The organism is Phytobacter palmae (genome assembly GCF_039409775.1).
Classification (GTDB): domain Bacteria; phylum Pseudomonadota; class Gammaproteobacteria; order Enterobacterales; family Enterobacteriaceae; genus Phytobacter; species Phytobacter palmae.
This window is the reverse complement of the sequence record NZ_JBCIVJ010000009.1, coordinates 114,634-141,565: the sequence shown is the minus strand read 5'-3', so window position 1 is coordinate 141,565 and position 26,932 is coordinate 114,634. Positions and strand designations below refer to the sequence as shown.

Annotated in this window: 24 protein-coding genes; 8 read left to right on the top strand and 16 right to left on the bottom strand. The window is 53.6% G+C overall.

Annotated elements, in window-relative coordinates; all coding sequences use genetic code 11:
- The first annotated feature begins 51 nt into the window (after nt 1-51).
- The 3 genes from AAIG39_RS13085 to AAIG39_RS13075 are packed head-to-tail and all read left to right on the top strand — an operon-like array spanning nt 52 to nt 2,596.
- Nucleotides 52-1,452, top strand: coding sequence for a cytochrome ubiquinol oxidase subunit I (locus AAIG39_RS13085; protein ID WP_090084867.1), 1,401 nt, complete (start codon nt 52-54; stop codon nt 1,450-1,452).
- Nucleotides 1,452-2,462, top strand: a complete 1,011-nt coding sequence (cydB, locus tag AAIG39_RS13080) for a cytochrome d ubiquinol oxidase subunit II (protein ID WP_090084869.1) — start codon at nt 1,452-1,454, stop codon at nt 2,460-2,462. Before AAIG39_RS13085 ends, cydB begins: the two co-directional genes overlap by 1 nt.
- The gene (locus tag AAIG39_RS13075; protein ID WP_343194050.1) at nt 2,462-2,596 is read left to right on the top strand and encodes a DUF2474 family protein; all 135 of its coding nucleotides are present in this window, start codon (nt 2,462-2,464) and stop codon (nt 2,594-2,596) included. The genes cydB and AAIG39_RS13075 overlap by 1 nt, the downstream gene beginning before the upstream one ends.
- A gap of 14 nt (nt 2,597-2,610) precedes the next feature.
- On the opposite strand, the gene AAIG39_RS13070 is transcribed toward AAIG39_RS13075, so the two are convergent.
- The 7 genes from AAIG39_RS13070 to AAIG39_RS13035 form a co-directional block, all read right to left on the bottom strand.
- Nucleotides 2,611-3,105 carry a 2-oxo-tetronate isomerase gene (locus AAIG39_RS13070; RefSeq protein ID WP_249568970.1) on the bottom strand — a complete coding sequence of 165 codons (495 nt, stop codon included), beginning with the start codon at nt 3,103-3,105 and terminating at the stop codon, nt 2,611-2,613.
- A gap of 53 nt (nt 3,106-3,158) precedes the next feature.
- Nucleotides 3,159-4,352, bottom strand: a complete 1,194-nt coding sequence (locus tag AAIG39_RS13065; RefSeq protein ID WP_090084874.1) for a zinc-dependent alcohol dehydrogenase — start codon at nt 4,350-4,352, stop codon at nt 3,159-3,161.
- A 275-nt stretch (nt 4,353-4,627) separates the two neighbouring features.
- The gene (locus AAIG39_RS13060) at nt 4,628-5,611 is read right to left on the bottom strand and encodes a cytochrome d ubiquinol oxidase subunit II (protein WP_090084875.1); all 984 of its coding nucleotides are present in this window, start codon (nt 5,609-5,611) and stop codon (nt 4,628-4,630) included.
- Nucleotides 5,604-6,989, bottom strand: coding sequence for a cytochrome ubiquinol oxidase subunit I (locus tag AAIG39_RS13055; protein WP_343194049.1), 1,386 nt, complete (start codon nt 6,987-6,989; stop codon nt 5,604-5,606). The genes AAIG39_RS13060 and AAIG39_RS13055 overlap by 8 nt, the downstream gene beginning before the upstream one ends.
- A 1-nt stretch (nt 6,990) precedes the next feature.
- Nucleotides 6,991-7,470, bottom strand: coding sequence for a helical membrane plugin domain-containing protein (locus AAIG39_RS13050; protein WP_343194048.1), 480 nt, complete (start codon nt 7,468-7,470; stop codon nt 6,991-6,993).
- A complete protein-coding gene (gene fdhF, locus AAIG39_RS13045; RefSeq protein ID WP_343194047.1) occupies nt 7,470-10,442 on the bottom strand; it encodes a formate dehydrogenase subunit alpha in 2,973 nt (990 codons plus the stop codon). The genes AAIG39_RS13050 and fdhF overlap by 1 nt, the downstream gene beginning before the upstream one ends.
- A gap of 786 nt (nt 10,443-11,228) precedes the next feature.
- The gene (locus AAIG39_RS13035) at nt 11,229-13,625 is read right to left on the bottom strand and encodes a membrane-bound PQQ-dependent dehydrogenase, glucose/quinate/shikimate family (protein WP_249568975.1); all 2,397 of its coding nucleotides are present in this window, start codon (nt 13,623-13,625) and stop codon (nt 11,229-11,231) included.
- A 223-nt stretch (nt 13,626-13,848) separates the two neighbouring features.
- Between AAIG39_RS13035 and AAIG39_RS13030 the strand changes: the two genes are divergently transcribed.
- The 3 genes from AAIG39_RS13030 to AAIG39_RS13020 all read left to right on the top strand — a co-directional run bounded on the left by AAIG39_RS13030 (nt 13,849) and on the right by AAIG39_RS13020 (nt 16,279).
- Nucleotides 13,849-15,171: a cation:proton antiporter gene (locus tag AAIG39_RS13030; RefSeq protein WP_249568976.1), complete on the top strand. Its 1,323-nt coding sequence runs from the start codon at nt 13,849-13,851 to the stop codon at nt 15,169-15,171.
- 137 nt (nt 15,172-15,308) lie between these two features.
- A complete protein-coding gene (locus AAIG39_RS13025) occupies nt 15,309-15,506 on the top strand; it encodes a hypothetical protein (protein ID WP_039079301.1) in 198 nt (65 codons plus the stop codon).
- Between the two features lie 2 nt (nt 15,507-15,508).
- A complete protein-coding gene (locus AAIG39_RS13020) occupies nt 15,509-16,279 on the top strand; it encodes a hypothetical protein (protein WP_343194046.1) in 771 nt (256 codons plus the stop codon).
- Here the strand turns inward: AAIG39_RS13020 and AAIG39_RS13015 are convergent.
- The 7 genes from AAIG39_RS13015 to AAIG39_RS12985 all read right to left on the bottom strand — a co-directional run bounded on the left by AAIG39_RS13015 (nt 16,274) and on the right by AAIG39_RS12985 (nt 22,515).
- Nucleotides 16,274-17,023, bottom strand: a complete 750-nt coding sequence (locus AAIG39_RS13015; protein ID WP_343194045.1) for a phage antirepressor KilAC domain-containing protein — start codon at nt 17,021-17,023, stop codon at nt 16,274-16,276. The two genes, AAIG39_RS13020 and AAIG39_RS13015, sit on opposite strands and share 6 nt — an antisense overlap.
- Nucleotides 17,024-17,438: 415 nt before the next feature.
- A complete protein-coding gene (locus AAIG39_RS13010) occupies nt 17,439-18,329 on the bottom strand; it encodes an oxidoreductase (RefSeq protein ID WP_343194044.1) in 891 nt (296 codons plus the stop codon).
- 20 nt (nt 18,330-18,349) lie between these two features.
- The gene (locus AAIG39_RS13005) at nt 18,350-19,177 is read right to left on the bottom strand and encodes an EamA family transporter (protein ID WP_343194043.1); all 828 of its coding nucleotides are present in this window, start codon (nt 19,175-19,177) and stop codon (nt 18,350-18,352) included.
- A 75-nt stretch (nt 19,178-19,252) separates the two neighbouring features.
- Nucleotides 19,253-20,158 (bottom strand): transcriptional regulator GcvA, encoded by a 906-nt coding sequence (gcvA, locus tag AAIG39_RS13000; RefSeq protein WP_343194042.1) that lies wholly within the window; start codon nt 20,156-20,158, stop codon nt 19,253-19,255.
- Nucleotides 20,159-20,349: 191 nt separating this feature from the next.
- A complete protein-coding gene (locus AAIG39_RS12995) occupies nt 20,350-20,907 on the bottom strand; it encodes a GNAT family N-acetyltransferase (protein ID WP_343194082.1) in 558 nt (185 codons plus the stop codon).
- Between the two features lie 104 nt (nt 20,908-21,011).
- The gene (locus AAIG39_RS12990) at nt 21,012-21,467 is read right to left on the bottom strand and encodes a VOC family protein (protein ID WP_090084896.1); all 456 of its coding nucleotides are present in this window, start codon (nt 21,465-21,467) and stop codon (nt 21,012-21,014) included.
- 136 nt (nt 21,468-21,603) lie between these two features.
- On the bottom strand, nt 21,604-22,515 hold the full coding sequence (locus AAIG39_RS12985; protein WP_343194041.1) for a LysR substrate-binding domain-containing protein: 912 nt from the start codon (nt 22,513-22,515) through the stop codon (nt 21,604-21,606).
- A 164-nt stretch (nt 22,516-22,679) separates the two neighbouring features.
- On the opposite strand from AAIG39_RS12985, the gene AAIG39_RS12980 reads away from it, so the two are divergent.
- Nucleotides 22,680-22,958, top strand: coding sequence for a hypothetical protein (locus tag AAIG39_RS12980; RefSeq protein ID WP_425503310.1), 279 nt, complete (start codon nt 22,680-22,682; stop codon nt 22,956-22,958).
- Nucleotides 22,959-22,960: 2 nt separating this feature from the next.
- Complete coding sequence (locus AAIG39_RS12975; protein WP_343194040.1) at nt 22,961-23,803, top strand: MBL fold metallo-hydrolase; 843 nt, start codon at nt 22,961-22,963, stop codon at nt 23,801-23,803.
- A 105-nt stretch (nt 23,804-23,908) separates the two neighbouring features.
- On the opposite strand, the gene AAIG39_RS12970 is transcribed toward AAIG39_RS12975, so the two are convergent.
- A complete protein-coding gene (locus AAIG39_RS12970; RefSeq protein ID WP_343194039.1) occupies nt 23,909-25,822 on the bottom strand; it encodes a methyl-accepting chemotaxis protein in 1,914 nt (637 codons plus the stop codon).
- Between the two features lie 650 nt (nt 25,823-26,472).
- Entirely contained in the window at nt 26,473-26,889 is a 417-nt protein-coding gene (locus tag AAIG39_RS12965) for an SDR family NAD(P)-dependent oxidoreductase (RefSeq protein ID WP_343194038.1), read from the bottom strand.
- Nucleotides 26,890-26,932: the final 43 nt, after the last annotated feature.

The window sequence follows — 26,932 nt, the reverse complement described above, 5'->3', positions numbered from 1 at the left end:
TGTGTTATTCACCCCTTATATAAGGGGTGTTTTTTTGATAAGGGGATCGCGATGTTTGAATTAGATGCCTTTCATCTGGCAAGAATACAATTCGCCTTTACGGTCTCTTTTCACATTCTCTTTCCGGCTATCACGATTGGGCTCGCCAGCTATCTCGTGGTACTGGAGGGGTTATGGCTAAAGACCAAAAATCCTGACTGGCGCGCCTTGTATCATTTCTGGTTAAAAATTTTTGCGGTTAACTTTGGGATGGGCGTGGTGTCCGGTCTGGTCATGGCTTATCAGTTCGGGACCAACTGGAGCGGGTTTTCCCAGTTTGCCGGCAGTATTACCGGCCCCTTGTTGACCTATGAAGTATTGACGGCCTTTTTCCTTGAAGCTGGTTTTTTAGGGGTGATGCTCTTCGGCTGGAATAAGGTAGGCCCGGGTCTGCACTTTCTGGCTACCTGTATGGTGGCGCTCGGCACACTGATGTCCACCTTCTGGATCCTGGCATCCAATAGCTGGATGCATACGCCACAAGGCTTCTCGATTGTTAATGGCCAGGTGGTGCCCACCGACTGGTTTGCCGTGATCTTTAATCCCTCCTTCCCTTACCGTTTACTGCATATGACGATTGCCGCCTTTTTAAGTAGCGCCCTTTTTGTTGGCGCCTCTGCGGCATGGCATTTACTGCGTGGTAATGACACCCCTGCCATCAGAAAGATGCTTTCGATGGCGATGTGGATGGCGCTGGTAGTGGCTCCGGTGCAAGCCTTTGTGGGAGATATGCATGGACTTAATACCCTGCAACATCAACCGGCCAAAATAGCCGCCATTGAAGGGCACTGGGAAAATCCGCCCGGTGAAGCCACCCCCTTATTGCTTTTCGGTCTGCCGGATATGGAGGAAGAACGAACCCGCTATGCTGTTGGCATTCCCTCACTGGGCAGCCTGATTTTGACCCACTCCCTGCACGAACAGGTTCCGGCGTTAAAAGACTTCCCGAAAGCAGACAGGCCAAACTCCACCATTGTTTTCTGGTCTTTTCGCCTGATGGTCGGGATGGGATTACTGATGATTGCGCTGGGTATTATGTCCCTGTGGCTGCGATATCGACACCGTTTGTACACCTCAAGGCCATTTCTGCACTTTGCGCTGTGGATGGGCCCGGCAGGTCTTGTCGCCCTTCTTGCCGGATGGGTAACGACGGAGTCAGGCCGCCAGCCCTGGGTGGTGTATGGCCTGCTGCGCACGATTGACGCCGTCTCCTTACACAGCACATTGCAGATGAGCCTGAGTCTGGCGACTTTTATTATCGTCTACACCTCCGTCTTCGGTGTGGGTTATGGCTATATCGCGCGCCTGATTAAAAAAGGACCGCAGCCATGGGATGAACATCCGACAGACGGCAGACCGGCACGCCCGCTCTCAGCGGCTGGTGAAAGCTTGCAAACCGGGGAGAGAAAATAATGGGTATCGACTTATCACTTATCTGGTTTGTCATTATCGTTTTCGCCACGCTGATGTATATCGTGATGGACGGCTTTGATCTTGGCATTGGCATCCTTTTTCCGCTCATCAAGGACGAGGGGGAACGGGACATCATGGTCAATAGCGTCGCACCGGTCTGGGACGGTAATGAAACCTGGCTGGTGCTCGGGGGGGCCGGGCTGTTTGGCGCTTTCCCCCTCGCCTACGCGGTGATAACCGACGCACTGGCTATTCCACTCACGCTTATGCTCATTGGTCTTATTTTTCGCGGTGTCGCCTTTGAGTTTCGCTTTAAAGCGACACCTCGCCATAAACCATTCTGGGATAAAGCCTTTCTTGCAGGTTCCCTGCTTGCAACCTTTACGCAGGGAGTGGTCGTAGGCGCAGTTATCAATGGTTTTAGCGTTACAGGCCGTACCTTTAGCGGCGGCGCGCTGGACTGGCTAACGGCATTTAATCTGTTCTGTGGTCTCGGGCTTGTGGTGACTTACGGCCTGCTTGGCGCAACCTGGCTGGTGATGAAAAGCGCGGGGGCTTTGCAGCATAAAATGCGTGTTGCCGCCAGGACATTACTTGCTGGTTTACTGCTGGCCATGGCGATTGTCAGTCTCTGGACACCGCTCACCCACGATGCGATTGCCACGCGCTGGTTTAGCTTTCCGAATCTGTGGTTTTTTGTACCCGTACCTTTGCTGGTGCTGGTGTTAAGCACAGGATTGTGGCGCACATTACATAACCCGCATCATCATACGCTGCCTTTTATATTGACTCTGGGTTTAATTTTCCTCGGTTTTAGCGGGCTCGGCATCAGCATATGGCCAAATATTATTCCGCCAGATATTTCGCTTTGGCAGGCGGCATCACCGCCGCAAAGTCAGGGATTCATGTTGGTAGGCGCGTTACTGATTATTCCCGTCATCCTTGTCTATACCTTCTGGAGCTATTACGTGTTTCGCGGAAAAATTGAACATGGGGAGGGATATCATTGATGAATATTAAACAGAGCGGCACAGCGAAAAAGATCATATGGTTTATTTCACTGTGGTTTGGCAGTGTGCTGGCATTATTTATCGCCAGCACACTGATTAAATTACTGATGACAATGGCAGGGCTTCATACCTGACTACAGAGAGGCCTTTACTGCTCATCCGTTAATAGCATAATTAAGGTAGCTAATGCGTAACTTGCTGCCTGCTTAATAACCGATTCACTGTCGCCTTCAAAATGTTTTACTTTGGCGACAATAACATTGTCAGGCAGTTGCCAGGCAAACCAGACTGTCCCGGCAGGCGTGCCGTCTTCACCGCCATCCGGCCCGGCGTAACCGCTGATGGCAACGCTGACATCGGCCCCGGAACGGGCAATAGCGCCAGCGGCCATCTCCTTTACCGTCTGTTCACTGACTGCGGTATGGGCTGAAATCGTCTCTTCTTTGACATCAAGAATCGTGATTTTCGCGCTGTCCGTATAAGTGATAAATCCACTGCCATAAAATGAGGGCGTGTCGTCAGCTGCACAAAGCGACGAGGCGACTAACCCACCGGTACAGGATTCTGCCGTGGTCAGCCTCAGTTTCTTTTCAGTTAATAATCGCCCCAGTTCGTTGGCGTTAGATAAATCGGGCGTCGTCATTATTCACCTCCTGTTAATAAAAAAGCGGTGGCGCAGGCTACCGCCATTTCCCATTAAATGGTCGCTTTCTCTGCGCCCAGCCCCGGTACCAGAATAACCTTACGGCACTCTTCCTGGCGCTTGTCGAAAATTTCGTATCCCCGCGCCGCCTCTTCAAGGGAGAGATGGTGAGTGACAATCTCTTCCGGAGAAAGGTGGCCCTGATCAATAAGTTCAAGCAGATCAGGCAGGAAAGCATGGACATGGGTTTGCCCCATTTTGAAGGTCAGCCCTTTATCAAAGGCATCGCCAAACATAAATCCGTGGATAAAACCGGCGTAGACGCCAGGGACGCTGACAATACCGCCACGGCGCACGGCTGCAATGGCTTGCCGGAGCACTTTGCCGCTGCTGCCTTCAATCTTGAGGTTGCTCATGACTGTCTCAGTCAGGCTACCTTTCGCTTCAAAGCCGACCGCATCAATCACCGCATCAACACCACGATGGCCCGCCGTGTTTTCAATTATCCAGGCGGCAGGATCATCATTTTTATCGAAATTAATGGGAATAACGCCATAGCGTTGTTGGGCAAACGCCAGCCGATAGTCATTGTGATCTATCATAAAAATCTGCTCGGCCCCGTTCAGTCGTGCGCACGCCGCCGACAGCAACCCTACCGGCCCGGCGCCGTAAATTGCCACACTCGACCCTTTTTTCACCTCCGCGTTTTTCACCGCCTGCCAGGCCGTTGGCAGGATGTCGGAGAGAAACAGCACTTTTTCATCCGGTAAGTGCGCGGGAACTTTAAAGGGGCCGGTGTTTGCCTTCGGGACACGGACATATTCCGCCTGTCCTCCAGGAATACCGCCATACAGGTCACTGTAGCCAAACAGGGCCGCCGGCGGCGTGATGCTCTTGCGGTTAAGCGCGGCCCCCTTGCCGCTGTTGGTATTTTCGCAGGCGGAGTATTGTTGCAGTCGGCAGAAAAAACAGTCGCCGCAGGCAATCACAAACGGGATAACAACGCGATCGCCTGGACGGACATTTTTTACTTCCGGGCCCGCTTCAACAACCTCGCCCATAAATTCATGACCAAAAATATCGCCATGATGTGTGCCAGGGATTTTACCGTGATAGAGATGCAAATCTGAGCCGCAAATAGCCGTTGCGGTTACACGCAGAATAATATCATCAGGGGCTTCAGGAACGGGGTCGGGCATTGTTTCAACTTTAACGTTATGAGGTCCATGATAAGTAAGTGCTTTCATAGGCGCGTCTCCTGATTAACGGCGTCGAATAAACAGAACGGTAAATTTTGCGTATTAATCTGAATTATCTGCCACCCTTTTATTAAGGCCGCATTGATTACTTCCACCTTATTTACCCATTAAGAATATAAAGGATAGAACAAAAATAAGATTTCCATTCAACGTTCTTCCCGATAGTCAATAAAATAAAAACAACAAGCGCAGCGGAATATCTTTTGGAGAGACTGCGTATATTTATCGACCATTCCCGAATGCTTTTGTTGACCGCCGGAAAATTAATGAATCTTGCCGCTAAATACGCGAAACGCCCAGGTGTTATAGACTAAGGTTATCGGCGCCAACAGGCCAAAGCAGATCAGAAGAAACTGTTGCGTCTTCACTGGTGCCGCCGCCTGTTGAATGAGTACATTCACGGGCACAATAAAAGGGAATAACGTAAAGGCCAGCGCTGCGAATGCGCAGCTGACCACTATCTGGATAGCCGCCATCGGCAAGAAGGCCTGTTGTCGTACAAGACCAATCCACAACAGGGCCATTCCGGCCGCCGCAACGGTGATTAACGGCCCCCACAGCCATGGATTCAGCAGATGATGGCGCCAGGTTTCATGGAGAAAAAAAGTCCAGGCCAGTACTCCGACCACAAGGGCTGTCGTCAGTGCGCTCAACCAGGGAATGAGGCTTCTGGCGCGCGATTCCACCTCTGCGCTGCAACGCCAGTTCAGCCATCCTGCCCCCATCAGGCAGTAGCCTGCCATCAGCGCGACACTGCAAAAAAGTGGGAAGGGGCTCAGCCATTCCCGGCCAGTCCCGGTAAACTGTTGACCGTCATTGGGGATACCCGTAATCAGACTGCCGACAATGACGCCCTGAGAGGCGCTTGCCAGTATTGACCCGACCACCAGCATCGCGTCGAAGAGGCGTGGCGCATAGTGCCGGTACTCAATGGCCATACCACGTGCCACCAGCGCCAGCAGCATCACAAAGACCGGCACATACAACGCACTAAGAATAATGGCATAGGCCAGCGGAAATAGCCCCAGCAGGCCCCCTGCCGCCAGCACCAGCCAGGTTTCGTTGCCATCCCACACGGGCAGCAGGGAGAGGTTCAGCTGATGGCGGGCGGCGGCATCGCGCTGGAATGCGCATAACATGCCTGTTCCCAAATCCGCGCCATCAAGCAGAACATAGATCCACAGACTACCGACCAGCGCTGCGGCAGAGAGTGTCTGTAACCAGGGATGCCCCAGAAGCTCACTCATTTTGTGCCCCCTCCCCTGTACGGCGGGCGACATCCGGCATCGCCTCCTCTTCGTCCCGTTGTGGCGGACGTGACAGAATACGCAGCAAAAACCACAACCCCAGTCCAGACAGCGCAAGATAGACCGTCACAATACCTATCAGCGACCCCAGCACCAGCGATGGCGATACGGGCGAGGCGCTCTGTGCCGTACGCAGCAGACCATAGACGGTCCACGGCTGTCGCCCGGCTTCGGTCACGACCCACCCGGCGAGCATGGCGACAAACCCCGCAGGGGCCATCAGCACCATCAGGCGAAGCAGCCAGCGCGCATGCCACAGACGACGGCGCAGGCGCACCACCAGCCCGGCAACCCCGGCAAAAGCCATCAATAGTCCCAGGCCGACCATTACCCGAAAAGACCAGAAGACCAGCGGCACCCAGGGTAGCTCATCCCGGGGATACTGATTAAGACTGTGAATAGTGCCCTGCAGATTGTGGCGCAGGTAGAGAGAGCCAACATCGGGTATCGCCACTTCATAGCGGTTGCGACGCGCCTCCATATCCGGGATTGCAAAAAGGCGCATCGGTTCTCCCTCGCCCGGCGGCGGCGGGTTCCAGTTGCCTTCAATAGCCGCCAGTTTTACCGGCTGGTAATCGCGCGTGTTTTCACCGTGCAGATCACCCAACACGATTTGCAGGGGAGCCATCACCAGCAGCATCCACATGGCAAGAGAAAACATCTGCCGTGCCGCCGGATGGCGCGCATCACGCAGTAAATGCCACGCGCCGCAGGCAGCCACCAGGCAGGCGGTGCCGAGCATGGTGGCCGCCACCATATGCGCCATCCGCCACGGAAACGAGGGGTTGATAATTGCCGCCCACCAGTCGACAGGCTGAAAATGCCCCTGCGCATTGATCAAAAAGCCATCCGGTGTTTGCATCCATGAATTTGCCGCAAGGATCCAGAAAGCGCTAAAGAACGATCCCAGCGCGACAATCGAGGTGGCCATAAAGTGGACCCACGGGCGCACCTTTCCCATGCCGAATAACATCACCCCCATAAATCCCGCTTCCAGGAAGAAAGCCACCAGCACTTCCATATAGAGCATAGGGCCCAGCACGGCCCCCGTGCGACTGGCCAGCCCGCTCCAGTTGGTGCCGAAGGAGAATTCCATCACCACCCCCGTCACCACACCCACCGCCACATTTAGGGCAAATATTTTGCTCCAGTAGCGCCAGAGGCTCAGCCAGACCTGCTGCTTGCGCCAGAGCCACAGGCCTTCAAGCACCATCAAAAATTGCGCCAGCCCCAGGGTAAAAGCGGCCAGCACAATATGAAAGCCGATGGTAAAAGCAAACTGACCACGTGCCAGCAGCAGTGCGGTTTCCGGGTTCATGCTACGCGTCGCTGGGTTTGCCGGTAAAGGAAGAGATGGGCTTATCGACCTGCTCCTCCATCCGGCGGGAAAAGGCCTTAAGCCCGTTTAGAACCGGCTGCAGCGAGCGCCACAGGTCATCATCCTGCAACATTTTCCAGACCCCCTGGATGCCCGGCGCCTTTTGTTCATGATGCAGTTCAGGCTGGCTCAGCGCATCCGCCATATCCCGCAGGCCAAAAGCCAGCTTATAGACCCGCTCCGGTGGCAGGGATGAGAGCGCCAGTACAATCACCGACACATTCTGGATGACATTTAATGTCCCTTCCCGTTGCAGCCCCTTCACCAGAACCTGCGCGACCTCGTTATTTGCCGCTACCAGATCGTTGACTAAACGCAATACGCCATGCTGGTGCAAGGTTTCGAGCAGACGTTCCAGCTCGTCGTGGGCGTCCGGCCCGATTTTTGCCGGTTCCGGCTGATACTCTATCGATTTGGCCATCAGAATCTCTCCGGATGTGGTTCATGTGCCGGTGGCTCGTCATAATCATCGCGACGCCATTTCTCTTCCACGGGCACCTTGTCGATGGGGGTTCGCTTGCCATGACGGAAATTATGCTCTGGTAAGGGAGCCGGATGAGCAGGTCGTTGCAGGGGCTGCAGCTGAACGGCAATTTCTTTGTATGCCGGGGTATTGACCGACGGATCGTGATGTTCGCCGGTCAGTTGATTAATGCCCGGCTTGCCCTGATGGATAGAGATGAAAAGCACCTTACCCTGCACCCGATCCGTGACGACCACCGGGACGTCAAGCGTCCCCCTGCGGGAGCGAAGCCTGACCCAGTCGCCGTCATTCAGGCTGCGTCCCGCCGCCAGTTCTGGGCTCACCTCCACATACCATTCAGGAGAGAGGCTGGTAGTTCGTCCCCCCCTGCCACTCTGGTTGGTCGACTGGAAGTGTTCTAGCATTCGACCATTATTCAAAATGAGATCAAATTCGGCGTCTGCCTCTTCCGCTGGCGGCTGCCAGCTCAGAGGGTATAGACGGGCACGCCCGTCGGGGAATTTAAAGCGGTCGGTATAAAGTAACGGCGTACTCACCCCCTCGGGGCTAACCGGCCAAATCTGTGATTTCCAGCCTTCCAGGCGTTCGTAACTGACCCCCGCAAAACTGACGGCAATCTTTGCCACTTCGGCCATGATTTGCCCCGGATGGGTATAACCCCAGTCAAATCCCATCTTCGCGGCCAGCTGCGTCAGGATAAGCCAGTCCGGGCGGCTGTCGCCAAGCGGCGGCATCACCGGGTAAAAGCGCTGGATGCGTCGTTCGGTATTGACGAAAGTCCCCTCTTTTTCCACGCTCGGGCACCCTGGCAGAACCACATCGGCAAACTGCGCCGTGCGACTGAAAAAGATATCCTGCACCACCAGGAAGTCCAGCTCTGTAAATCCCTGGTGCACATTGGCTGTGTCCGCGTCAGAAAAAGCAGTCTCTTCACCGATAACATACATGGCGCGGAGTTGATCGCTGCCCGCCAGCTTGACCATCATGAAATTGTCTTCACCCACTTCGAGTGAGAGCTTTTCTGGCGCCACACCCCATGCCCGTGCCCACTTTTCGCGCACCTGCGGATCGCTGACCGATTCGTACCCCGGATAGAAATTTTTCAGGCAGCCGAAATCACTCGCCCCCTGTACGTTGTTGTGACCACGCATGGGGTAGCCCCCTGTACCGGGTCGGCCATAGTTACCGGTTACCAGCAGCAGGTTGGACAGGGCCGTACTGGTGTCCGCGCCATGGCTGTGCTGGGTTATCCCCATGGCCCACAGGATGCACATGCTCCCCGCCTGGCCTATCAGATCCGCCGCTTCGCGCAGCTGGTGTTCCTCGATACCGGTAATTTGCGCGGCATAGTCCAGGGTGAACGGCGCCAGCGAATGGCGGTAAGCCTCAACGTCATTGACGCGTGCGGCAAGAAACGCCTCGTCGGCATAGCCGTGGTCAAACATGTAGCGTGACATCGCACAGGCCCATACCAGGTCAGTGCCGGGATGGATACGTAAATGCAGATCGGCGCGCTCTGCCATCTCATGACGGCGCGGATCGACCACCAGCAATTTTTGTCCGCGATGTTTGCGGGCGGATTTGAGTTTAGAGGCAATGACCGGGTGGTTTTCTGCCGTGTTGCTGCCCACAATGACGATCAGTTCCGCCTGTTCCAGATCGCGTATGGTGCCCGCATCGCCGCCATAACCTACCGTGCGGAAAAGCCCCTCTGTCGCCGGGTTCTGGCAGTAGCGCGATGAGTTATCGACACTATTGGTGCCGATGACCAGGCGTGCGATTTTTTGCGTCAGGTACGCCTCTTCGTTGCTGCCTTTACTGGAGCCAATAAAGCCAATACTGTCCGGCCCGGTTTCATCACGGATAGCCAACAGGCGTTGCGCCACCAGGGTTAACGCTTCCTCCCAGCTTGCCGGACGAAACCGGTCATTTTCGCGGATAAGCGGCGTGGTCAGCCGTTCAGAATCATTAATGAAATCCCAGGCGAATTTGCCTTTCACGCAGGTCGAAATGCCATTCACCGGGGCATCAATGAGCGGCTGGACTTTAAGGAGATGGCGATCGCGGGTCCACATTTCGAAACTGCACCCCACGCCGCAGTAGGTACAGACCGTTTTGGTTCGTTTGATCTCCGGCTGGCGCAGTTGGGTATCAATGACCGAAATACCGGAAATAATTTCAGCACCGGTGGCGTTCTCCAGCGTTTTGATAACATCAATCAGCGGACGTTTGAGGGACTGGCGCATGGAGGTGAACGGACCGGCATCGGGCTGCATGGTTTTTTCGAGCAGCGCATTACAAGGGCACACGGTTACACAGTGGCCGCAACTGACGCAGCTGGAGCCTGCAATACGATTACCGCCATCCCATAACACCCGTGGATGGGCCATCGTATAATCAATGCTCAATGTCTCGTTGACTTCAACATTCTGGCAGGCGTCCACGCAGCGGCCGCACAGAATGCACTGGTCGGGATCATAGGTGTAAAACGGATTGGATTCGTCCTTCACATAAGGCTTACGCAAAAAAGGGTAGCGCTGAATGGGGATATGCATATCAACCATGGTGTTATGCAGCGTACAGTCGCCGGTGTTGTGTTCGCACACGGTACAATAGAGTTCATGTTTTGCCAGCAGGCGATCCATCCCCTCCTCTCTGGCGGCACGCGCGTGTTGATCGGCGCTATTGATGACCATCCCGTCATGGGTGCGTAATGTACAGCCCCGGACCAGCACGCCTTCCTGTTCAACCCAACAGACATCACAGGTTTGCAGTGGCTCCAGCGCCTGGTGATAGCAGACGTGGGGCAAGGTGATATGACAGGCATCAAGAAAATCGATAAGCGGGATGTCCGCCGGCCCAACAAGGGCCTTGCCGTCGTAAATGACGGTACATTTTTGCAGGCTCATTTTGCTTCCTCAAACCAGTCATGTACGCGCACTCCCGTTCCGGTAAAATGCGTTACGTCTCATTTCGATGAATAACGCGACTTCACTAAAGCCATGGGTGACGTATCTGTTATGGAATTTAAAAATAGTCTTTGCGTAAACGAGTGGCAAAGCAGAGAATATTTTTGTCTCTTTATTCGTAGTGAAAAAAACGATATCGCTCTAAAAAAGAGTATGACTAAACGTTACAAAGCGAAGCGGGAAAAGTGCGCTGCCATGATAAATAACAGGCCCTGCGGTGAAGAGAGAAAAATAGCAATCACCCACGCACATTAATGCATCTTTTTATATTTGCCTGCAAAAGCCAAATCACTATGGCATTTAAAAACATCACAACCAGCCCCACACCAGAACGAGCCCAGGCGATTGATTAGAAAAACAAAAGGCCACCTGACGTGGCCTTTACACTCTTCTATTTTTTAACCGGATCAGGTTTTTTATCACCCGATTCTGGCGCTTCACGGGGATCATCTTTTTCAATATACAGCATAAAAACCTCCTCCTGTTTTCAATAAGAGAGTAACTATAGACGTTATTGTGAAAAATAAGCCAGGCGGCAAACGGTACGTTAAATCTGAAAAACCGCTGCGCTTGTTGGTCTATTGCACATTGGTTATACGAAAATTAAAAAAAGATGAGAGGCTCGCATTTAGCCCCTTTTCAGGCAGATAAAAGCAGACCTGCTGAATAAGCAGGTCTGCGGAATTAAAATACGCCGCCGGGATATCGTGATAGCACACCGTCTAATCAGGGTAAGGCATATGCCATTAATGCATCTCCTGAGCGGGTACCCAGACCACCATGTCCACCGGCAGCAATAACCACATACTGTTTGCCATTATCGCCCTGATAAGTCATCGGCGTTGCCTGACCTCCCGCAGGAAGTCGCGCGCGCCAGAGTTCATTGCCCGTGGCTTCATCAAACGCACGCAGATAATCATCCGCAGTGGCGCCGGTAAAAATCAGGCCACTTTGGGTAATGACATCTCCTCCCATCATAAAAATCCCGGTTGGCAGAGGCAGATTGGTATGGCTACCGAAAATGTTCATGTCCCGGGTGGTTCCCGCCGGACGCTCCCAGATAATCTTTTTGCTCACCAGGTCGATGGCGTAAATTTTCCCCCACGGCGGCGCGTTACAGGGGGCATCCAGCGCTCCAAGCCAGGGCTTAACGATTGCCGCCCAGGGGGTGCCATATTGCGGCCCGACGGAAAACTCTTTCGGTTTGGGATAGGGTTTTCCGCTCCCCCAGCCGGCCCATTTCTGCATTAATCCCTGCTTAACCGCCTCTTCGCTCTTCATGACCTGCATGGTGAACGGTATATAGCTGGTGTTGGCAATAAGCACGTGATGGCGCGGATCGACAGAGGCGCCGTACCAGTCAATCACACCGTCAAATGCCGGATAGGCAATAGACGTGCCCTCAGCAGGCGGCGTGAATTTCCCCTGATAGCGATAACGGTGGAACTGAATGCGACACCAGAGCTGATCAAACGGGGTGGCCCCCCACATATCGGTTTCGCGCAAATCAGGCGGTGAGAGATCCGGCATCCCCACGGAATCGGGTTGTGTTGAGGATAACCGCTCGCCTGGCAGCGAGGGATGCTGTGGAACGGGTTTCTCGTTAACCTGCGCCAGCGGTTTGCCCGTTCGTCGGTCGAGTAAGAATAACTGGCCCATTTTGGTGGTCTGCACCAGCGCGGGTATCGTTTCGCCGCCATCCCCTGGCAGGTCGATTAACGTTGGACCAACAGGCACGTCATAATCCCAGACATCATGATGTACCGTCTGGTAATGCCAGCGCTCCTCACCGGTACGAATATCCAGCGCTACAATGGCGCTGGAGTAACGGTCGTCAAAGGGGCGTCGACCCGCACCATAATAATCAGGCGTGGCATTGCCTAACGGAATATAAACCAATCCCAGCTGCGCATCTGCGGTATAGGTTCCCCAGCCGTTCGGGGTTCCGCGCGTATAGTTCTCGCCGGGATTAAGCGGCGCCGTGGGTGGATTGCGCCCCATATCCCAGGCCCATGCCAGCTCACCGCTGTTAACATCATAGGCCCGTACAACGCCAGAGGGTTCACCGGTGGACTGGTTATCGTATATCCAGCCTCCCAGCACAATGCGCCCGTCCATGACCATCGGCTGTGAGGTGATGAAATGAAAACCAGGCGGCACCTCGCCCAGATGATCGGTCAGGCTGACAAAGCCATTATGACCGAAGTTGCCACAGGGTTTCCCCGTCTGCGCGTTGAGCGCCACCATCCGGGCATCCGCCGTGGTGGTGATAATTTTTTGCGGGCAAATCGTATCCCCGCTATTTTCGCTCCACGCCACACCACGGCAGGCCAGATATTCATTTGCCGAGGTATCGTTCTGCGGGTCGAATTTCCACAACATCTTGCCTGTCGTGGCATTAAGGGCGATCACCTGGCGATGGGGGGTACAGATATACAGCGCATTGCCCACTTTGACGGGCGTCACTTCAAGGTTAAATTCACGTCCGGCTTTATCCTCCCCTTTTTGCATAACGTCACCTGAGTCAAAGCGCCACGCCAGCTTCAGTTGCGCGACATTCGCAGGTGTTATCTGGGTCAGCGGTGAATATCGCTGACCATCGGCAGTACGACCGTAATATTTCCACTCGTTTTCGCCGTCCACGAGGGAGGGTGTTTTTTCTGTCGGGAACGACTGGTGATGGACAAATCGGGCATCTGAAATCTGCCAGCCGCTCCAGAAAACGCCGATAATAGCGACCACATAAACCAGGGCGACGGCGCTGCCGTTCCGTCTGGCCGGTGCAGCGAGCGTCAGGGGACGTATCACCCATGGCATGCTTATCCATATACCCAAAACCGCAGGCACCAGTAAGCGAGGCATCAGTTGCCAGCCATCAAGACCGACTTCCCATAACGACCAGATTACACACAGGACAAACGTTAAAAGATAAATCCAGACCCCTGCCAGACGCCTGCGCCACAACAACACACCACTGAACAAGAAACCGCAGCCAAAAAGCAGATATCCGGGCGAACCGCCAATTAAAGCCAGCCAGCCGCCGGGCAGCAAAAATCCGAGTCCGAAAAGGATCACCACAACAGCAGTGACTCGCAGCCATAAAAGCGATGTTGATTGAGACACAGCCCACCCCTTTTGTAAATTCACGTCAATAAAGCTTAGGAAATTTCACCCAGGGCGTACTCAAAACCAGAATCGGGAGTATTTCGGTCATAAAACATGATGATTTTCAGCAACATGAAATCGTTATTTGTACTTTACACCGCTTGTGCGGCCTGGAAGAACGGGCGGTTAAGGACTATACCCTTTCGATGAACAGGCGCTGTGCAGAGGATTGAGGAGATGTATGGGATACCTGGCGTGGACCGCAGCAACCGGTGTTTTATTACTTTTGATGTCGTTGTCTTATGGCTGGATTAGCCGCGTACCGGTACCGGTCTTTGGGCTGTATCTTATCGTGGGTATTGGCTGCGGCCCGTGGGGTCTTGGCCTGATAAATCTGGATATCGTCGAACACGCATCCTTAACCAGCCGGATAACCGAAATTGCCATGGCGGCATCCCTGTTTATTACCGGCCTTAAAATCCGCCTTCCACTCAGTTCCCCTTACTGGAAGATGGGAATAGTGCTGGCCCTGCCCGGTATGTTATTAACCATCGGGGGTATCATGGTTGTGGCCCATTTTCTGGCAGACCTCTCCTGGCCCCTCTCACTGGCGTTAGCGGCTATCCTGGCCCCGACAGACCCCGTGCTGGCAAGCCTGGTGGCAATCAACGACGCGCGCGATGATGATCGGCTGCGAATCGCTTTATCCAGCGAGGCCGGGCTGAACGATGGCACCGCCTTGCCGTTTCTGATGCTGGCGCTGATCTGGTATAAAGCAGGCGATACGATAAGCGGGGATGAATGGCTACGCTGGTTAAGTATTGATCTGGTCTGGGCGCTGGTTGGCGGGTTGCTGATTGGTTTTCTCCTGGGCCGGGTCATTGGCCTTGCAGCGACCCGTTCCCGCCATGCGCAAGGGGAAGTGGCCCCCAGCGACTTCATCGCCCTCTCCCTCATCTGTCTGAGCTTTTCCCTGGCCATGGCGGTGAGCGCTTCCGGTTTTCTGGCGGCCTTTGCCGCAGGTGTCGGCTTGCGTAGTGCGGAAGTGAGCGTACAGAAGCGTCATTCTGAGGAGGAAGACGATGATTTGCCTGCTGAAATGCAGGTCAATCCCCATACCCGACATGCGCTTGAAGAGCGTAACCCGATAAAGCAAGTCGGTCTGGTTATCGGCGATGCCTTGTCTTTTGGGGATACGGTGGAGCGTTTGCTGGCAGCCACGCTGGTCACCGTGCTGGGGGTGACTTTCGCATTGCACTGGGACGCGACCGCTCTGATGCTGGCATTCATTATCTTTGTTGTCATCCGGCCGCTGGCGGTGTTGATCCTGACATGGCGTACGAAAGAGTCACTGTTTCACCGGATTAGCCTCGGATGGCTCGGCATCCGTGGTATCGGTAGCCTCAACTATATCGCTTATGCCTGGGTTAATGGTCTGGCGGGAAGCGATGCCAACAGGATGGCGGATATTGCCATCACGGTTGTGACCCTCAGCGTGTTCGTCCATGGTATTTCGGTCACGCCTTTATTGACGCTTCGCCAGAAGCGTGAAGAGAACCAGTAAGGCCGCTTTTCTTTGTCGTTATACCCGCCTTGCGCCGGGTAGCGATAATCTGGATTTGCTTATCAAACCCGGCTTCACGCCTGCTGTCACCGGAAGAGTCTCCACTTGCCTCTATACTTAGTGTCGGAGGTTTTTTGATGAGAACGTTTTTTAAATCTTTATTTGCCAGCCCGGACGCCTTATTGCAGGTGATGAGCCACAGTGAAATTCAGGACGCCATTGAGGATGGCGAACGGATTGTTGTTGATGCGGATGGTAACACGTCGGTGAATATCCATTGCCAGAAGGTCCAGGATGATTTCAAACGGCATGTCGATGCCTTAAAGAGGGCTTAGGGATGGGCACAGCGATTTTTATGGTACTGATGGTTTGTGGTTACTGGTATAGCTCGCACGATCTCTCAACCCGCTTCAAATTCAAACGCAGTTTTGGCTGGGATGTCTATTTTCTGGTCGCCCTTTATGGCTGCGTCTTTGTTTTACAGGGTATGCTGGCGACCGCCGTTTTATGGCTGGTATTGCTGGTAAGCTCACTCGTCACGAATGCCTTACCCGGTATCTTTGGCCCGGAGTATCACCACTGGCATATGACGTTTATGAACTGGACCTTTCTGGGCATCCAGGCACCGGTCGTCATTATGCTGGCCTTCGCCGTCTTTTTCTGTTTATGGCGTTCAAACTGGTCACCCGCCGCGCGTCTTGACACCAGCGGGCGCAGAGAATTGTACAAGCATTTATCCCGTGCCAACGGGGTTGAGGGGCTGGTTTATCAGTGTATGGAGAAAGGCGATCTCGCCTGGATAACCCTGACGTCGCAACGTATCTATATCGGGATGATCCACACCGCCACCTTCGACAGTGGAGATGCCAATAACATTGTGCTGATACCTATGCTGAGCGGCTATCGTGACCGCGAAACGCTGGATCTGCACGTTGAGCACAACTACAGCGCATGGTACGCCGACCATGATATTGACGTGCGCGCGGCAGTAGATTTCCGCAAAGTCCTGCTGTTGTCGCAGGTGGAAAGCTTGTCGCTGTTCCACCCGGCGCAGGTGATGGCAATGGGCATCCACAAAAGTATGGACACCCGGGCGCAACATTTATAGCCAGTTGCGACCGGGCGCGGAGGGTTCAGTACGTTCTGGCGGGCGCAGATCTATCTGACGTGACGCAAGATGCCCGGCCCACAGCCCGGCAACCCACTTCACTCCCCGCGCCGTGAAGCGCGCCTGTGACCAGGTGCGCTGATTTTCACCTACGCCATCATGCACCGTAAAATACCCTGCCTGGGTGTACTGTTTCGCCGGAAGTAATGTGCCGCTGACCCGCTGCATGATATTGCGCTCCAGCAAAAACTGACGAAACTCGGGCTCTTTGGCCTTGAGCATTTTACAAAGCTGACGGAAACCCAGCGACTCATCAACGTTGACGAACCAGTCAAAAAACTCAGCCTTTGGCAGCGTCAGCGCGAGCTGCGCTTCTGCCTGCTGACGCTTTTCATACTGTTCGGCCCAGGCATGGGCCGCCGCCGCAGGGTTGGTGAAGTCCGGCAGGTTCAGGGTCCGCTCACGCTCTTGCCACTTATCCAGGAGATCGGCAGTAAAACCGGGCGAAATGCGCGCAACGGTCAACACTGAATCCCGCTTGTTGAGCAGGAACTCCTGACGCATCTCCCCTTCTCGCTCATAGAGCTGCGTCTGTACCGGCTGCGACAGGCGCTGAGTTGTCTCAAGGCTTTTGACCATGCGTTTGATTTCATTGTGGGCTATCCCTGTCAGCTTTGCGATTTCACGGCTGCTCATCACTGGCGACCGATCGTTCAAATTGAGAGTATCCAAAGGAATCACCATAGCGTTCACCACTTATGCTAAAAACCACCAACTTGCAGAATTAGTATACAATTACCTGGTTAAATATCCAGTATAATTTTTAAGCGCGGTGGCAAGCCAGAAATAATGCAGCGTGTCGGCGATCCAGTCCGCAAAGGCGCGGACGGCGGGATAGAGTGGAGGCAAAGGGTGCCAGGAGAGAGACGCCACAAACAGGGTTGCCATACCGGGTATGGTTCACTTATGGGAGGGGGAGCGGCGGCGCATTAACCCCAATGCCGAAACGCCTGAAGACGGTGACAACGTCACCCGCGTCTCCTTCGCCAGATAGTGTCGCCCTGCCAACAGGTACATCGCAAGCCGTCTTAGGTAAAGACGGCTTAAAACCATCGGTGTCCAGTTGCTGTAAGCGTCAGTAAGTAGCCCGGAGGGTGCGTCAACCCGGCCCTTCGCTGCCGGCTGCCAGCAGTGGAACCAGTACATCGCTGATGGGAACAGGAATACCGTGGCGGTGGCCGTAGCGCTGTATGACACCGTTGCGAATATCCCACTCCATTGGCCGGTTAGCCTGACGGTCAGCGAGGATTGATGTACCTAAATCAGCTGGCGCGCGCTGAAAACCCGCCACGATTTCCTGCGCAACTTCGTCGTTCAGTTCCGCCCCCTCAGCCCGCGCAACGGTAAGACACTCACGCAGATAGGCCAGCGTCAGCTCGCTGATATCTTCACGGGAGAACATTCCGGCGCGGCGATTGGCAAGTACCATCAGGCCAGCGGCTGCATTTTGCAGCAGCTTACGCCAGGCGACAGAAGGGAAATTTGCCGACAGTTCAACCGCACAGCGCGTGCCATGCAAGGCATCAACGACTCGTTTTGCCTGCGGGACATCCGGCAGCGTCAGTCGCGGACTGGCACGCAGCCAGACGGAGGCATCCGGCTCACGCTGGGCCGGAAACCAGACCACCGATGGCAGTACCGTTGCGCCATTGACCCAGGGTTCAAGCTGGGCTTTTTGCTCCACGCCGTTTTGCAGCGCGCAGACTACCGTGTCTCTGTCACACAATGCGCTCAGCCAGCCCGCGCTGTCGGCATTCTGAGTTGTTTTCACCGCCACAAAAACCAGACTGACGGGATGTTTGATCTTCGCCGGCTCGGTTAATACCGGCCCCGGCACCACAATTTCGCCCTCATCGTGACGTAACACTAACGCCGGATGAGCCGTACGTCCGCAAAGCAGCGGCGCGCGGCCCGCCTCATGCAGCACGGCGGCAATGGTTGTACCGATCGCGCCGGGTCCAATTAGCGCGATGGTCGGATTTTCTGACATCGTTGGTTCTCCTGATTCACTTAGCCCATGATCAGTGTGCCGGTAACAATCACCGCGCACGCCAGTAATTTTCTAAAGGTCAACGCTTCGCCGAAAAACAGATAACCGAGCATCGCCACAAACAGCACGCTGGTTTCGCGCAGCGCAGAGACGGCACCCATTGGTGCTGCATCCATGGCGAAAATAATGATGCCATATGCCAGTAGCGACACCAGCCCACCCACCGCCGCACTCAGTAAACCCGGCCGCCAGCGAAGCAAACTTTTGCTGTCGCGCAGGCTGATATAAAGCGCAGGCATCAGTCCCCCCCAGAGCATGCTCATCCATACGGTATAAGAGAGCGCATTACCGGAAAGGCGTACCCCTATTCCATCTGCCACGCTGTAAGCGGCGATAAAAGCTCCGGTCGCCAGGGCCTGTTTTACTCCCGGCATTGCCAGCCGACGGGTTCTGAATGCCAGCATCAGGATCCCGGACGAAACAAGCACGATGCCGCCAAGCGTATGCAGGGCGATTTTTTCCCCGGCGAAAAGCGCCGCCGCGCAGGTTATCAGAAGTGGCGAAGACCCTCGTGCAACCGGGTAGGTTTGACTAAGCTCTCCACTCTGGTAACTGCGTACCAGACACCAGTTATAGCCCACATGCAACAGGGCGGATAGCAGCGCATATTTCCAGCTTGCGCGAGCAGGTAGCGGCAGAAACAGCGCAACGACGGCGCTTGTCACGGCAATCGCAACGCACATGATGGTCATCGACCATAACCTGTCAGTGCCTCCATGTAAGAGTGCATTCCAGGTGGCATGCAGCAAGGCTGCAAACAGGGTCAGTGAAATAATGGTTACAGGCATGCGCTGATGCTAAACAGCGCTTACCCTGTTGAACAGTGAAGAGTTATCATCCTGGCATGAACAAATGCTCATACTTTATCGATAATGCCGCTGCGCCTGGAGAGACGCGTCCAGCAACCACTGGCGGAACTTGATAATGTGCGCCTGCGTCTCGATCCCCTGCGGGCAGACAAAATAGTAGGCCGCCGGTGAAGGAAAGCGGATGTCGAAAAGTCGAATCAGCGTCCCTTCGGCAATCTCTTTTTCTACATGTCCGCTGCGCGCCAGCGCAATTCCCTGCCCGAGAAGCGCGGCCTCAATCGTCATATTGGTATCCGCGAAGCGCACACTCTCATGCAGGACATTGATATTGACGCCGGTTTGCTCAAACCAGGCATCCCATTTGGGCACCAGGTCAGCACCGTCACGGGTCAATAGCGGGTAGCGCAACAGCTCAGCGGGTTCGGTGGGGGTGCCAAAACGTTGTAAAAGTGACGGACTGGCCACCGGAAATATCTGTTCGCGAAACAAAAATTCGGTAAAGAGCGCGGGATAGTTACCGTGGCCAAAACGAATGGCCACATCGGATTCGGTTCCCGCGAAATTGATGACTTTATCCGAACTGTCCAGCGACACCAGAATCTCCGGATGTAACCGCGCCAGCGCTGGCAGACGGGGCAATAGCCATTTCAGGGCAAACGAATAGGTGGTATTTACACGCAACCGCACGCGGCCATTTTGCTCTCGCAGATCGGCAAGCGTGGTCTCCAGTTTGCTGAAAAATTCGCGCACCAGCGGCGCGAGCGCGGCGCCAGCAGGTGTCAGGCTCAGGGTTTTACCGCGCTGAAAAAGTTGCAGGCCCCACAGATCCTCCAGGTTTTTTAGCTGATGACTGACGGCGCTTTGGGTAATGCACAACTCTTCGGCGGCAGAGGTAAAGGTGGCATGGCGCGTGGCGACTTCAAAGGTGCGCAGGGTGGCAGTCGGTGGCAGGTTACGCATTCTCTTCGCCCTGTTAATGAGTGATTACTCATATCACCATAACTGCGATCCTCTGTGCCAGTGAAATAACACCATCTGTCGGCATAATGAATTTCTTTTCAGGTTGCGGGCAGCAGATACGGCAAGCATGTTGTCCGACAACCGACTGTACGAGTCGATTGCCGATAAAAGAATGTGCCGCAGGAGACGATTTACCCGGGCGATGATAAAGAAGCCAAATAGTCGCTCTTTAACAGGGCATAGAGATACTCATCGCCCCACTCGCCCTTGAAGAAGATATTCTGGCGGAAATGTGCCTCACGGCGGAAACCGAGCTTTTCCAGCAGATTCACCGCCGATGTGTTGCGCGTGTCAACGACAGCAGTGAGGCGATGCCTGGCAAACTCATTAAAAAGCAGGGCAATAAGGTTATTTATTGCTTCCCTGGCATACCCCTGCTTCTGATATTGCAGATCAAAGGTCATACCCAGTTCGGCCTGTCTTCCCTCGTCAAAGAAATGGATACCAAGATCGCCAATCAGCGCCCCATCTTTCAGTCGCTCAACGGCCAGTTGATACCAGGTTCCCTCGCTGTTGAATGCCAGCGAACACTGCTGCGCATATAATTTCTGCGCATCATGCAGGGTATAGTGATCCCAGCTCTGAAATCGGGCCACCTCCGGCTGGTTACGGTAGCGCGCAAGCTGCGGCAAATCAGCGGGTATCAGTGCGCGTAATAACAATCTTCGGGTGTGTAGCGGCAACGCCAGTGCCATGTATCCTCTCTTCTCTTTAGTTATCCGGGCAATTAGCGCATCACTATGTTGAAAGCCCCGCAAACCAGAATCTGCGAGGCGGCACGCTCTTTGCCTGTTTATCTTTCCTGTGAACGGGCATCCCGCTTTTCAGCCTGGATCGCTTCGAGTCCGACGCGTTGACCGAATGACAGTTCTAGTGTATTGCCGTCTGGGTCGGCAAAAAACACATAATAACCGACGGGGTCGCCCAGGTTTTCCGGTGCTTTTCGTAATACGCCTTCCGCTATTGCCATCTCCGTTTTACGGTCAATCTCTTCGCGGGTTGCGCAGGCGACGCCAAGGTGACCAAAATGGCCCAGCGGCGTATCTGTCACGGTATCGGCCTGAACCAGCACCAGCGCAAACGGGCGTGTATGATCGCTTAACCACGCGACCTTACGGGCATCAGGGAGGTCGGGTGCGCGCAGATGTATCACCTCCATGCCGGCATAGCGGCGATAAAAAGCAATACTTTTGTCCAGGTCCCTGACCATAAAGGCAACATGGGTAAATCCAACATCAATATCTTGCATATTCAGAATAACTCCGTGTCAACTTGTGGCTGGCATCATAAAAGCTCAAGTTAACTTGAGGTCAACAGCAAGATAATCGCGAATCACCACTAATATTTGTAGTGTCACTGAGCCAGGAGACCGGGCTTGTAGCTTGTCAGGGCGCCTTCGCCGGGGCTTCGGGATGGGGCGCTATTTCATTAAGCAACCAGCGCTCGAAATCCTCTACTGCGGCGTTATTCATTCCCGTTTCAGCGGGTTTGATTAAACAGAATCTTTTGCTCAGGGTTACGGATTCCGGCCAGGGGGAGACGAGCAGACCATGTTTCAATTCATTTTCGACATATATCCGTGGCACCAGCGCCACCCCCTGCCCCGCGAGAACGGCGGCGATGGCCATCTCATGGAGATCGTAACGTACACCCTGGCCCGGATTATCCAGGCTTATCCCCTTTTCCCGTGCATACAGAGGCCACGCCTCCGGATTCTGCCGTCTGTGAATACGCGCCAGGGTATTTAACTGCTGAAAAATATCCGCTTTTGATAACAGCGAAGGATGACAGACCGGAACCAGCGTTTCCTGAAACAGGAACTGCACGCGCATGCCAGCCCAGGCAGGATGCTCAAAATGAACCACGGCGTCAAAGCCACTTCCGGTCAGAATAAAAGGGTCGGTGCTGGCCGCGATATTTAAGCTGATGTCCGGGTGCAATGCCGTAAAGCCTTTCAGGCGGGGGATCAGCCATCGACTGGAAAAGGTCGGCAGGACGGCAATATCCAGACTCCGGCCACCCTCTGGCAATCCCATGATGTATTGGGTATCCCTTTCGAGCCGCTCCAGGGTTTCGTGCACATGACGGGCATAGCGGGTTCCGGCAGGATTAAGCTTTACGCGGCTTCCCGTACGGTCAAACAATTTGCAGTTGAGCAAAGATTCAAGGCGAGCTATCTGGCGGCTAATCGCCCCTTCTGTCAGGGAGAGCTCCTCCGCGGCCCTGGCAAAATTGCCGTGTCGTGCGGCGGCATCAAACGCCTGCAGGGAAGTGCTACTGGGTATTTTTCTGCGCATAAACGAGACTCTTCTTCGCCACTGATAACGCCATGTAGTGAGTTAATGTCACTGATTAATGAAATATTATCGATTTATCGCGTTAAAAACAGCTCGTAGCATGAGAAGAAATCATTGAGCAGCCCAGGCCATGGGCTGCTGTTTATGCATGAGGAGTCAGGAAAATGTTCTATTTCGTGAAGTGCTCATATACCGGGCCACAGAGCGAGGGAGGCTGGAATGAATTTTATCGTCAGGAAAAAGTACCGGCGCTGGTCTCTGTGAGCGGATTTCGTTCGTCTCAGCGCTTTCGTGCCCTTCATACGGTGAAGGATGCGAATGTGTCTGACTGTGAGGCCTATCGCCACAATGGAGGCGGCATTTTCTCTCGCCGACAGGCCTGGGGGTTAATGGCGCGCATTCGCAGCTTCGCACCCGGACGCACAACACGAATTGTGGGGTAAAAATGAACGCTTCCTCTTTCCCGTCATGCCAGGTTGGCGATTTTCAGGTCACGGCGCTAAGTGACGGCTTTATGTCTGCCAGTCTGGATTTACTCTCAGGCATTGCAACAGCGGATGCCGCATCCATTCAGTACCATGCCGGGATCGCAGAACCGGGCAATATCCATATCAACTGCTATCTTATCCGCGGCCGGGGGCGAACCATTCTGGTTGATGCCGGTACAGGCGGTCTGAACAAGGCAGGGGGAGAACTTAAAACCAACCTCGCAGCCGTCGGGGTCAGCCAGGACGATGTGGACACCGTATTATTAACGCACTGCCATCCGGACCACATTGGCGGTCTGCTTGATGCTGAAAGACGACCTGTCTTTGAACATGCAAAACTCCTTTTGCATTATCGCGAAGCGGATTACTGGCGGGATGATGAAAAGCTAAACATGGCGAGTGAGCGCGGCCAGCGTAATTTCAGACTGGCCCGTCAAACGCTGGATACTTATGCACACAATGTCCGCTTCTTTAACGAGGAGAACATCGCTGAGGGAATTTCTCCGGTCTGGTTACCGGGCCACACGCCCGGGCACTGCGGGTTTCGCATTGATTCGGATGAAAGAAGCTTACTGATATGGGGCGATATCGTTCACTATCCCTATATTCAGACAGCACAACCCGCCGCGACCATCTTGTTTGATGCCGATCCCGCTCAGGCCGAAGATACCCGGAAAAAGATACTTGCTCAGGCCGTGCGTGAAAAATGGCTGATTGCAGGCATGCATTTAGGCCAGGTTGGGTTTGCCGGGATTTTCAAAACTGAGGGGGGCTACGCGATTGCGCTTCCCGAAGAATGAGTTCAACCGACAGCCAGACGCATCGCCCGGCGTATTTCGGGTCTCGCATTGCATGTGAAGCAGTGCCCTCATCTATCAGAGGGCACTGTGTTTATTGGCTGAATGTCAGAACGATTCCCAGTCAGAGCCATTAGCCGTTGACGCTGCGGGTCGCAGACTAACCCTGGTACGCGCTGCCGCGGGTGCGTATTTCGGCTTAGTGGTGTCTGAATTCAGTTTGAACACGGAAACCAGTTGTGCCAGCTGCTCAGCCTGTTGTTCCAGTGATAATGACGCCGCAGACGACTCCTGAACCAGCGCGGCATTCTGCTGGGTCGTGGAATCCAGCTCCGTTACCGCTTTGCCAATTTGATCGATACCCCTGCTCTGCTCTTCTGAGGCGCTTGAGATTTCGTTCATGATCCCACTGACATTGGTGACTGAGGAGACAATCTGCTCCATGGTCGAACCGGCTTTATTGGCCATTTCTGAACCGGTTGTCACACGTTGCACGGACTCTTTTATCAACCCTTCAATCTCTTTGGCGGCCTGCGCACTACGTTGGGCAAGGTTTCTTACTTCGCCTGCCACCACTGCGAATCCGCGGCCCTGCTCACCTGCGCGTGCCGCCTCAACAGCAGCGTTAAGCGCAAGAATATTGGTCTGGAAGGAAATCCCATTTATTACGCTGATAATATCGGTGATCTTGTTGGAGCTTTCGGTGATGGTTTCCATCGTGCTGACGACATCCCAGACAATTTTGCCGCCGGAACGTGCATGCTCTGCCGCCACGCCTGCGAGCTGGCTGGCTTCACGCGCATTGTCTGCGTTGCGTTTAACCGTTGAGGTCAACTCTTCCATACTCGCTGCCGTTTCGACCACCGCAGCGGACTGCTCTTCGGTACGAGAGGCAAGATCAGTATTGCCTGCGGAAATATCCGACGAAGCATTCGCTACGTGTATTACCGACTCCTTAATTTGGGTGATCATGTCACGAAGCTTATCGTTCATTACGCCCATTGCCATTGTCAGACGACCAAGTTCATCGGTTGACTGCGGCACAATGTTGGCGGTCAGATCGCCTTCGGCAATGCGTTCTGCCAGGGTTAAATTGTGTTTAATCTGGCGAGTCATCTGCCGGGTCAGCAGCCAGGCAACCAGTAAACCTGTCAGCACTGCGCAAATGGCCACAATGCCCATAATCATCATTACACGCTGAATAATATCGATGTTCTTTTGAGTCTGACCCGAAACTAAATCCGCAGTGATGGTATTAATTTTTTCTGCAACGCCCGTAAGTTCTGTAGCGGCATTCTGCGATTCTTTCTGAGCACTCGCCCATGCGGTGACATTCTCCTGCATCCCGTTAAGGAATGCCTGGGCCATCTCTTTGTCTTCGGCGATAAGATTTATGTTTTCAGCATGTACAATCTTCGTCGCTTCATCGTTTTGCGCCTTAAAGGTATCCATCCCCTGCTTACCGGCAGTTGACTGAATTTGATAAACGGCGGCCCAGAGACTATTAAGGCGATTAAGTAACGCGACTTCATCCTTTGAAACGTTTTCCTGCTGCTCAAGGCGGGAGCTGAATTTATCCAGTACCGCTTTCAGATTCGGCGATGTTAAATTCTGCGCTTTCCCGACGGTCGCCTGTTCGAGTTTAACGAAGGTATCCCGATGACTGGCGTAGTCAGGAATAGAACTGCGCAATTCATCAAATAAAACACGGGCATCGCTGTCCCAGGTAAAATCCAGCCCCGTAATCGCTTTTTGATCCATCTTTTCGATGGCGACTCTATTCGCCTGAAGCGATTTTTCATCATGATTTAATTGATAAGTCAAACGGTTACGTCGAGCTGTATTAAGATCGGTGCTGATTTCGTTGATTAATTTCCCCTTTAACGCATGGTCACGAATACTGAAAGACTGTTGAATGCTGATGAGGGAGGACAAAACAATAATCAGGATTAAAACTGCAAACCCGCCGAACAGTTTAGCAGCCACAGGCAGATTTTTTATTGACGGTAACAGCTTCGACATAGCGGTATCCTCGGTGATTTTTTAATTTTCAAAAAATTGTTTCATTTTTACTTCTTGTCCGATTGCAGTTTTTTAATTTCTTTTGAGGAATCAGAAAAACCTGGCCATCAACTTACTTATCGTCAGTTACGTAATTTAATTTAATGAAAAAATCGAAAAAAAGATCCAGAGAAAATATATTCCAGTAAAACAAATGATGTTACATAAATAATGTGAGCAAGCCTGCACATTACTGGGTTCTTATCGTGATAATCATTACCCTGCAAAGTTATTTAAGCCCAAATTACCTGATATCGAATCAAAAGATATAGTATATTTTGCCATCTGTGGATATTTGAAATATCAAAGCTCAGCATGTTATTAATTAGCATTCTGCGGATTTTTGCCGTTCACCATTCAGAATATTAATGGCGCCAGCAATGTGCGAAAAGCCTGGGTTACGCGCGTTGTCTTCTGCTAACGTAGCCACATGTAAAATAACGGCACTGTGTTAGCTTTTTCAACTCGGGTTATCCCCACCGGCAATCCTCTTCATTCGCTTAGCCTGGCCTCCCCCATATCCGGGGGGCGAACCGCACCGACCTGGCGGCGCGGTTCAACCAGACGCAATGCTTCACGTCCGGGAATAGCGTTTCAGGGAAGGTAAGAGATCACATAAAGCGATTTGCTCCGCCTGACGCTTCAATTGTTTGTCCGGTAACAAACTGATTTCTTTGAGAAAGAAGAAATGCCGTAATCGCAGCGATATCCTCAGGAAGCCCAAAGCGCCCCACCGGGGTTTTCTCTTTGCCCAATAGCGCCATCACCTCTTCGTCCGTTTTTTCCGCCAGTTCAGGACGACGAAGACGGACATTCGGCAGCATATTCTGCGCCCAGTTATCCGTCGCAACAGCGCCCACGCCAATGGCATTGACCAGAATGCCCTCCGGCGCCACGCTCAGCGCTAAGCTACGGGTCAGGTTGTTGATGGCCGCGCTAAGGGCATGTGAGACGGTAAGGTGCGGGTTAGGATAGATGCCGCCAATAGAGGAGATATTAACGATACGTCCCCAGTTTCGTTTTTGCATGCCGGGTATAACTGGACGCTGATTTCTTTAGCGGGGGCTGCGC

Coding starts and splice junctions, on each gene's coding strand:
- AAIG39_RS13085 (WP_090084867.1), top strand. CDS start 52: ATGTTTGAATTAGATGCCTTTCATCTGGCAAGAATACAATTCGCCTTT.
- cydB (WP_090084869.1), top strand. CDS start 1,452: ATGGGTATCGACTTATCACTTATCTGGTTTGTCATTATCGTTTTCGCC.
- AAIG39_RS13075 (WP_343194050.1), top strand. CDS start 2,462: ATGAATATTAAACAGAGCGGCACAGCGAAAAAGATCATATGGTTTATT.
- AAIG39_RS13070 (WP_249568970.1), bottom strand. CDS start 3,105: ATGACGACGCCCGATTTATCTAACGCCAACGAACTGGGGCGATTATTA.
- AAIG39_RS13065 (WP_090084874.1), bottom strand. CDS start 4,352: ATGAAAGCACTTACTTATCATGGACCTCATAACGTTAAAGTTGAAACA.
- AAIG39_RS13060 (WP_090084875.1), bottom strand. CDS start 5,611: ATGAGTGAGCTTCTGGGGCATCCCTGGTTACAGACACTCTCTGCCGCA.
- AAIG39_RS13055 (WP_343194049.1), bottom strand. CDS start 6,989: ATGAACCCGGAAACCGCACTGCTGCTGGCACGTGGTCAGTTTGCTTTT.
- AAIG39_RS13050 (WP_343194048.1), bottom strand. CDS start 7,470: ATGGCCAAATCGATAGAGTATCAGCCGGAACCGGCAAAAATCGGGCCG.
- fdhF (WP_343194047.1), bottom strand. CDS start 10,442: ATGAGCCTGCAAAAATGTACCGTCATTTACGACGGCAAGGCCCTTGTT.
- AAIG39_RS13030 (WP_249568976.1), top strand. CDS start 13,849: ATGGGATACCTGGCGTGGACCGCAGCAACCGGTGTTTTATTACTTTTG.
- AAIG39_RS13025 (WP_039079301.1), top strand. CDS start 15,309: ATGAGAACGTTTTTTAAATCTTTATTTGCCAGCCCGGACGCCTTATTG.
- AAIG39_RS13020 (WP_343194046.1), top strand. CDS start 15,509: ATGGGCACAGCGATTTTTATGGTACTGATGGTTTGTGGTTACTGGTAT.
- AAIG39_RS13015 (WP_343194045.1), bottom strand. CDS start 17,023: ATGGTGATTCCTTTGGATACTCTCAATTTGAACGATCGGTCGCCAGTG.
- AAIG39_RS13010 (WP_343194044.1), bottom strand. CDS start 18,329: ATGTCAGAAAATCCGACCATCGCGCTAATTGGACCCGGCGCGATCGGT.
- AAIG39_RS13005 (WP_343194043.1), bottom strand. CDS start 19,177: ATGCCTGTAACCATTATTTCACTGACCCTGTTTGCAGCCTTGCTGCAT.
- gcvA (WP_343194042.1), bottom strand. CDS start 20,158: ATGCGTAACCTGCCACCGACTGCCACCCTGCGCACCTTTGAAGTCGCC.
- AAIG39_RS12990 (WP_090084896.1), bottom strand. CDS start 21,467: ATGCAAGATATTGATGTTGGATTTACCCATGTTGCCTTTATGGTCAGG.
- AAIG39_RS12985 (WP_343194041.1), bottom strand. CDS start 22,515: ATGCGCAGAAAAATACCCAGTAGCACTTCCCTGCAGGCGTTTGATGCC.
- AAIG39_RS12980 (WP_425503310.1), top strand. CDS start 22,680: ATGTTCTATTTCGTGAAGTGCTCATATACCGGGCCACAGAGCGAGGGA.
- AAIG39_RS12975 (WP_343194040.1), top strand. CDS start 22,961: ATGAACGCTTCCTCTTTCCCGTCATGCCAGGTTGGCGATTTTCAGGTC.
- AAIG39_RS12970 (WP_343194039.1), bottom strand. CDS start 25,822: ATGTCGAAGCTGTTACCGTCAATAAAAAATCTGCCTGTGGCTGCTAAA.
- AAIG39_RS12965 (WP_343194038.1), bottom strand. CDS start 26,889: ATGCAAAAACGAAACTGGGGACGTATCGTTAATATCTCCTCTATTGGC.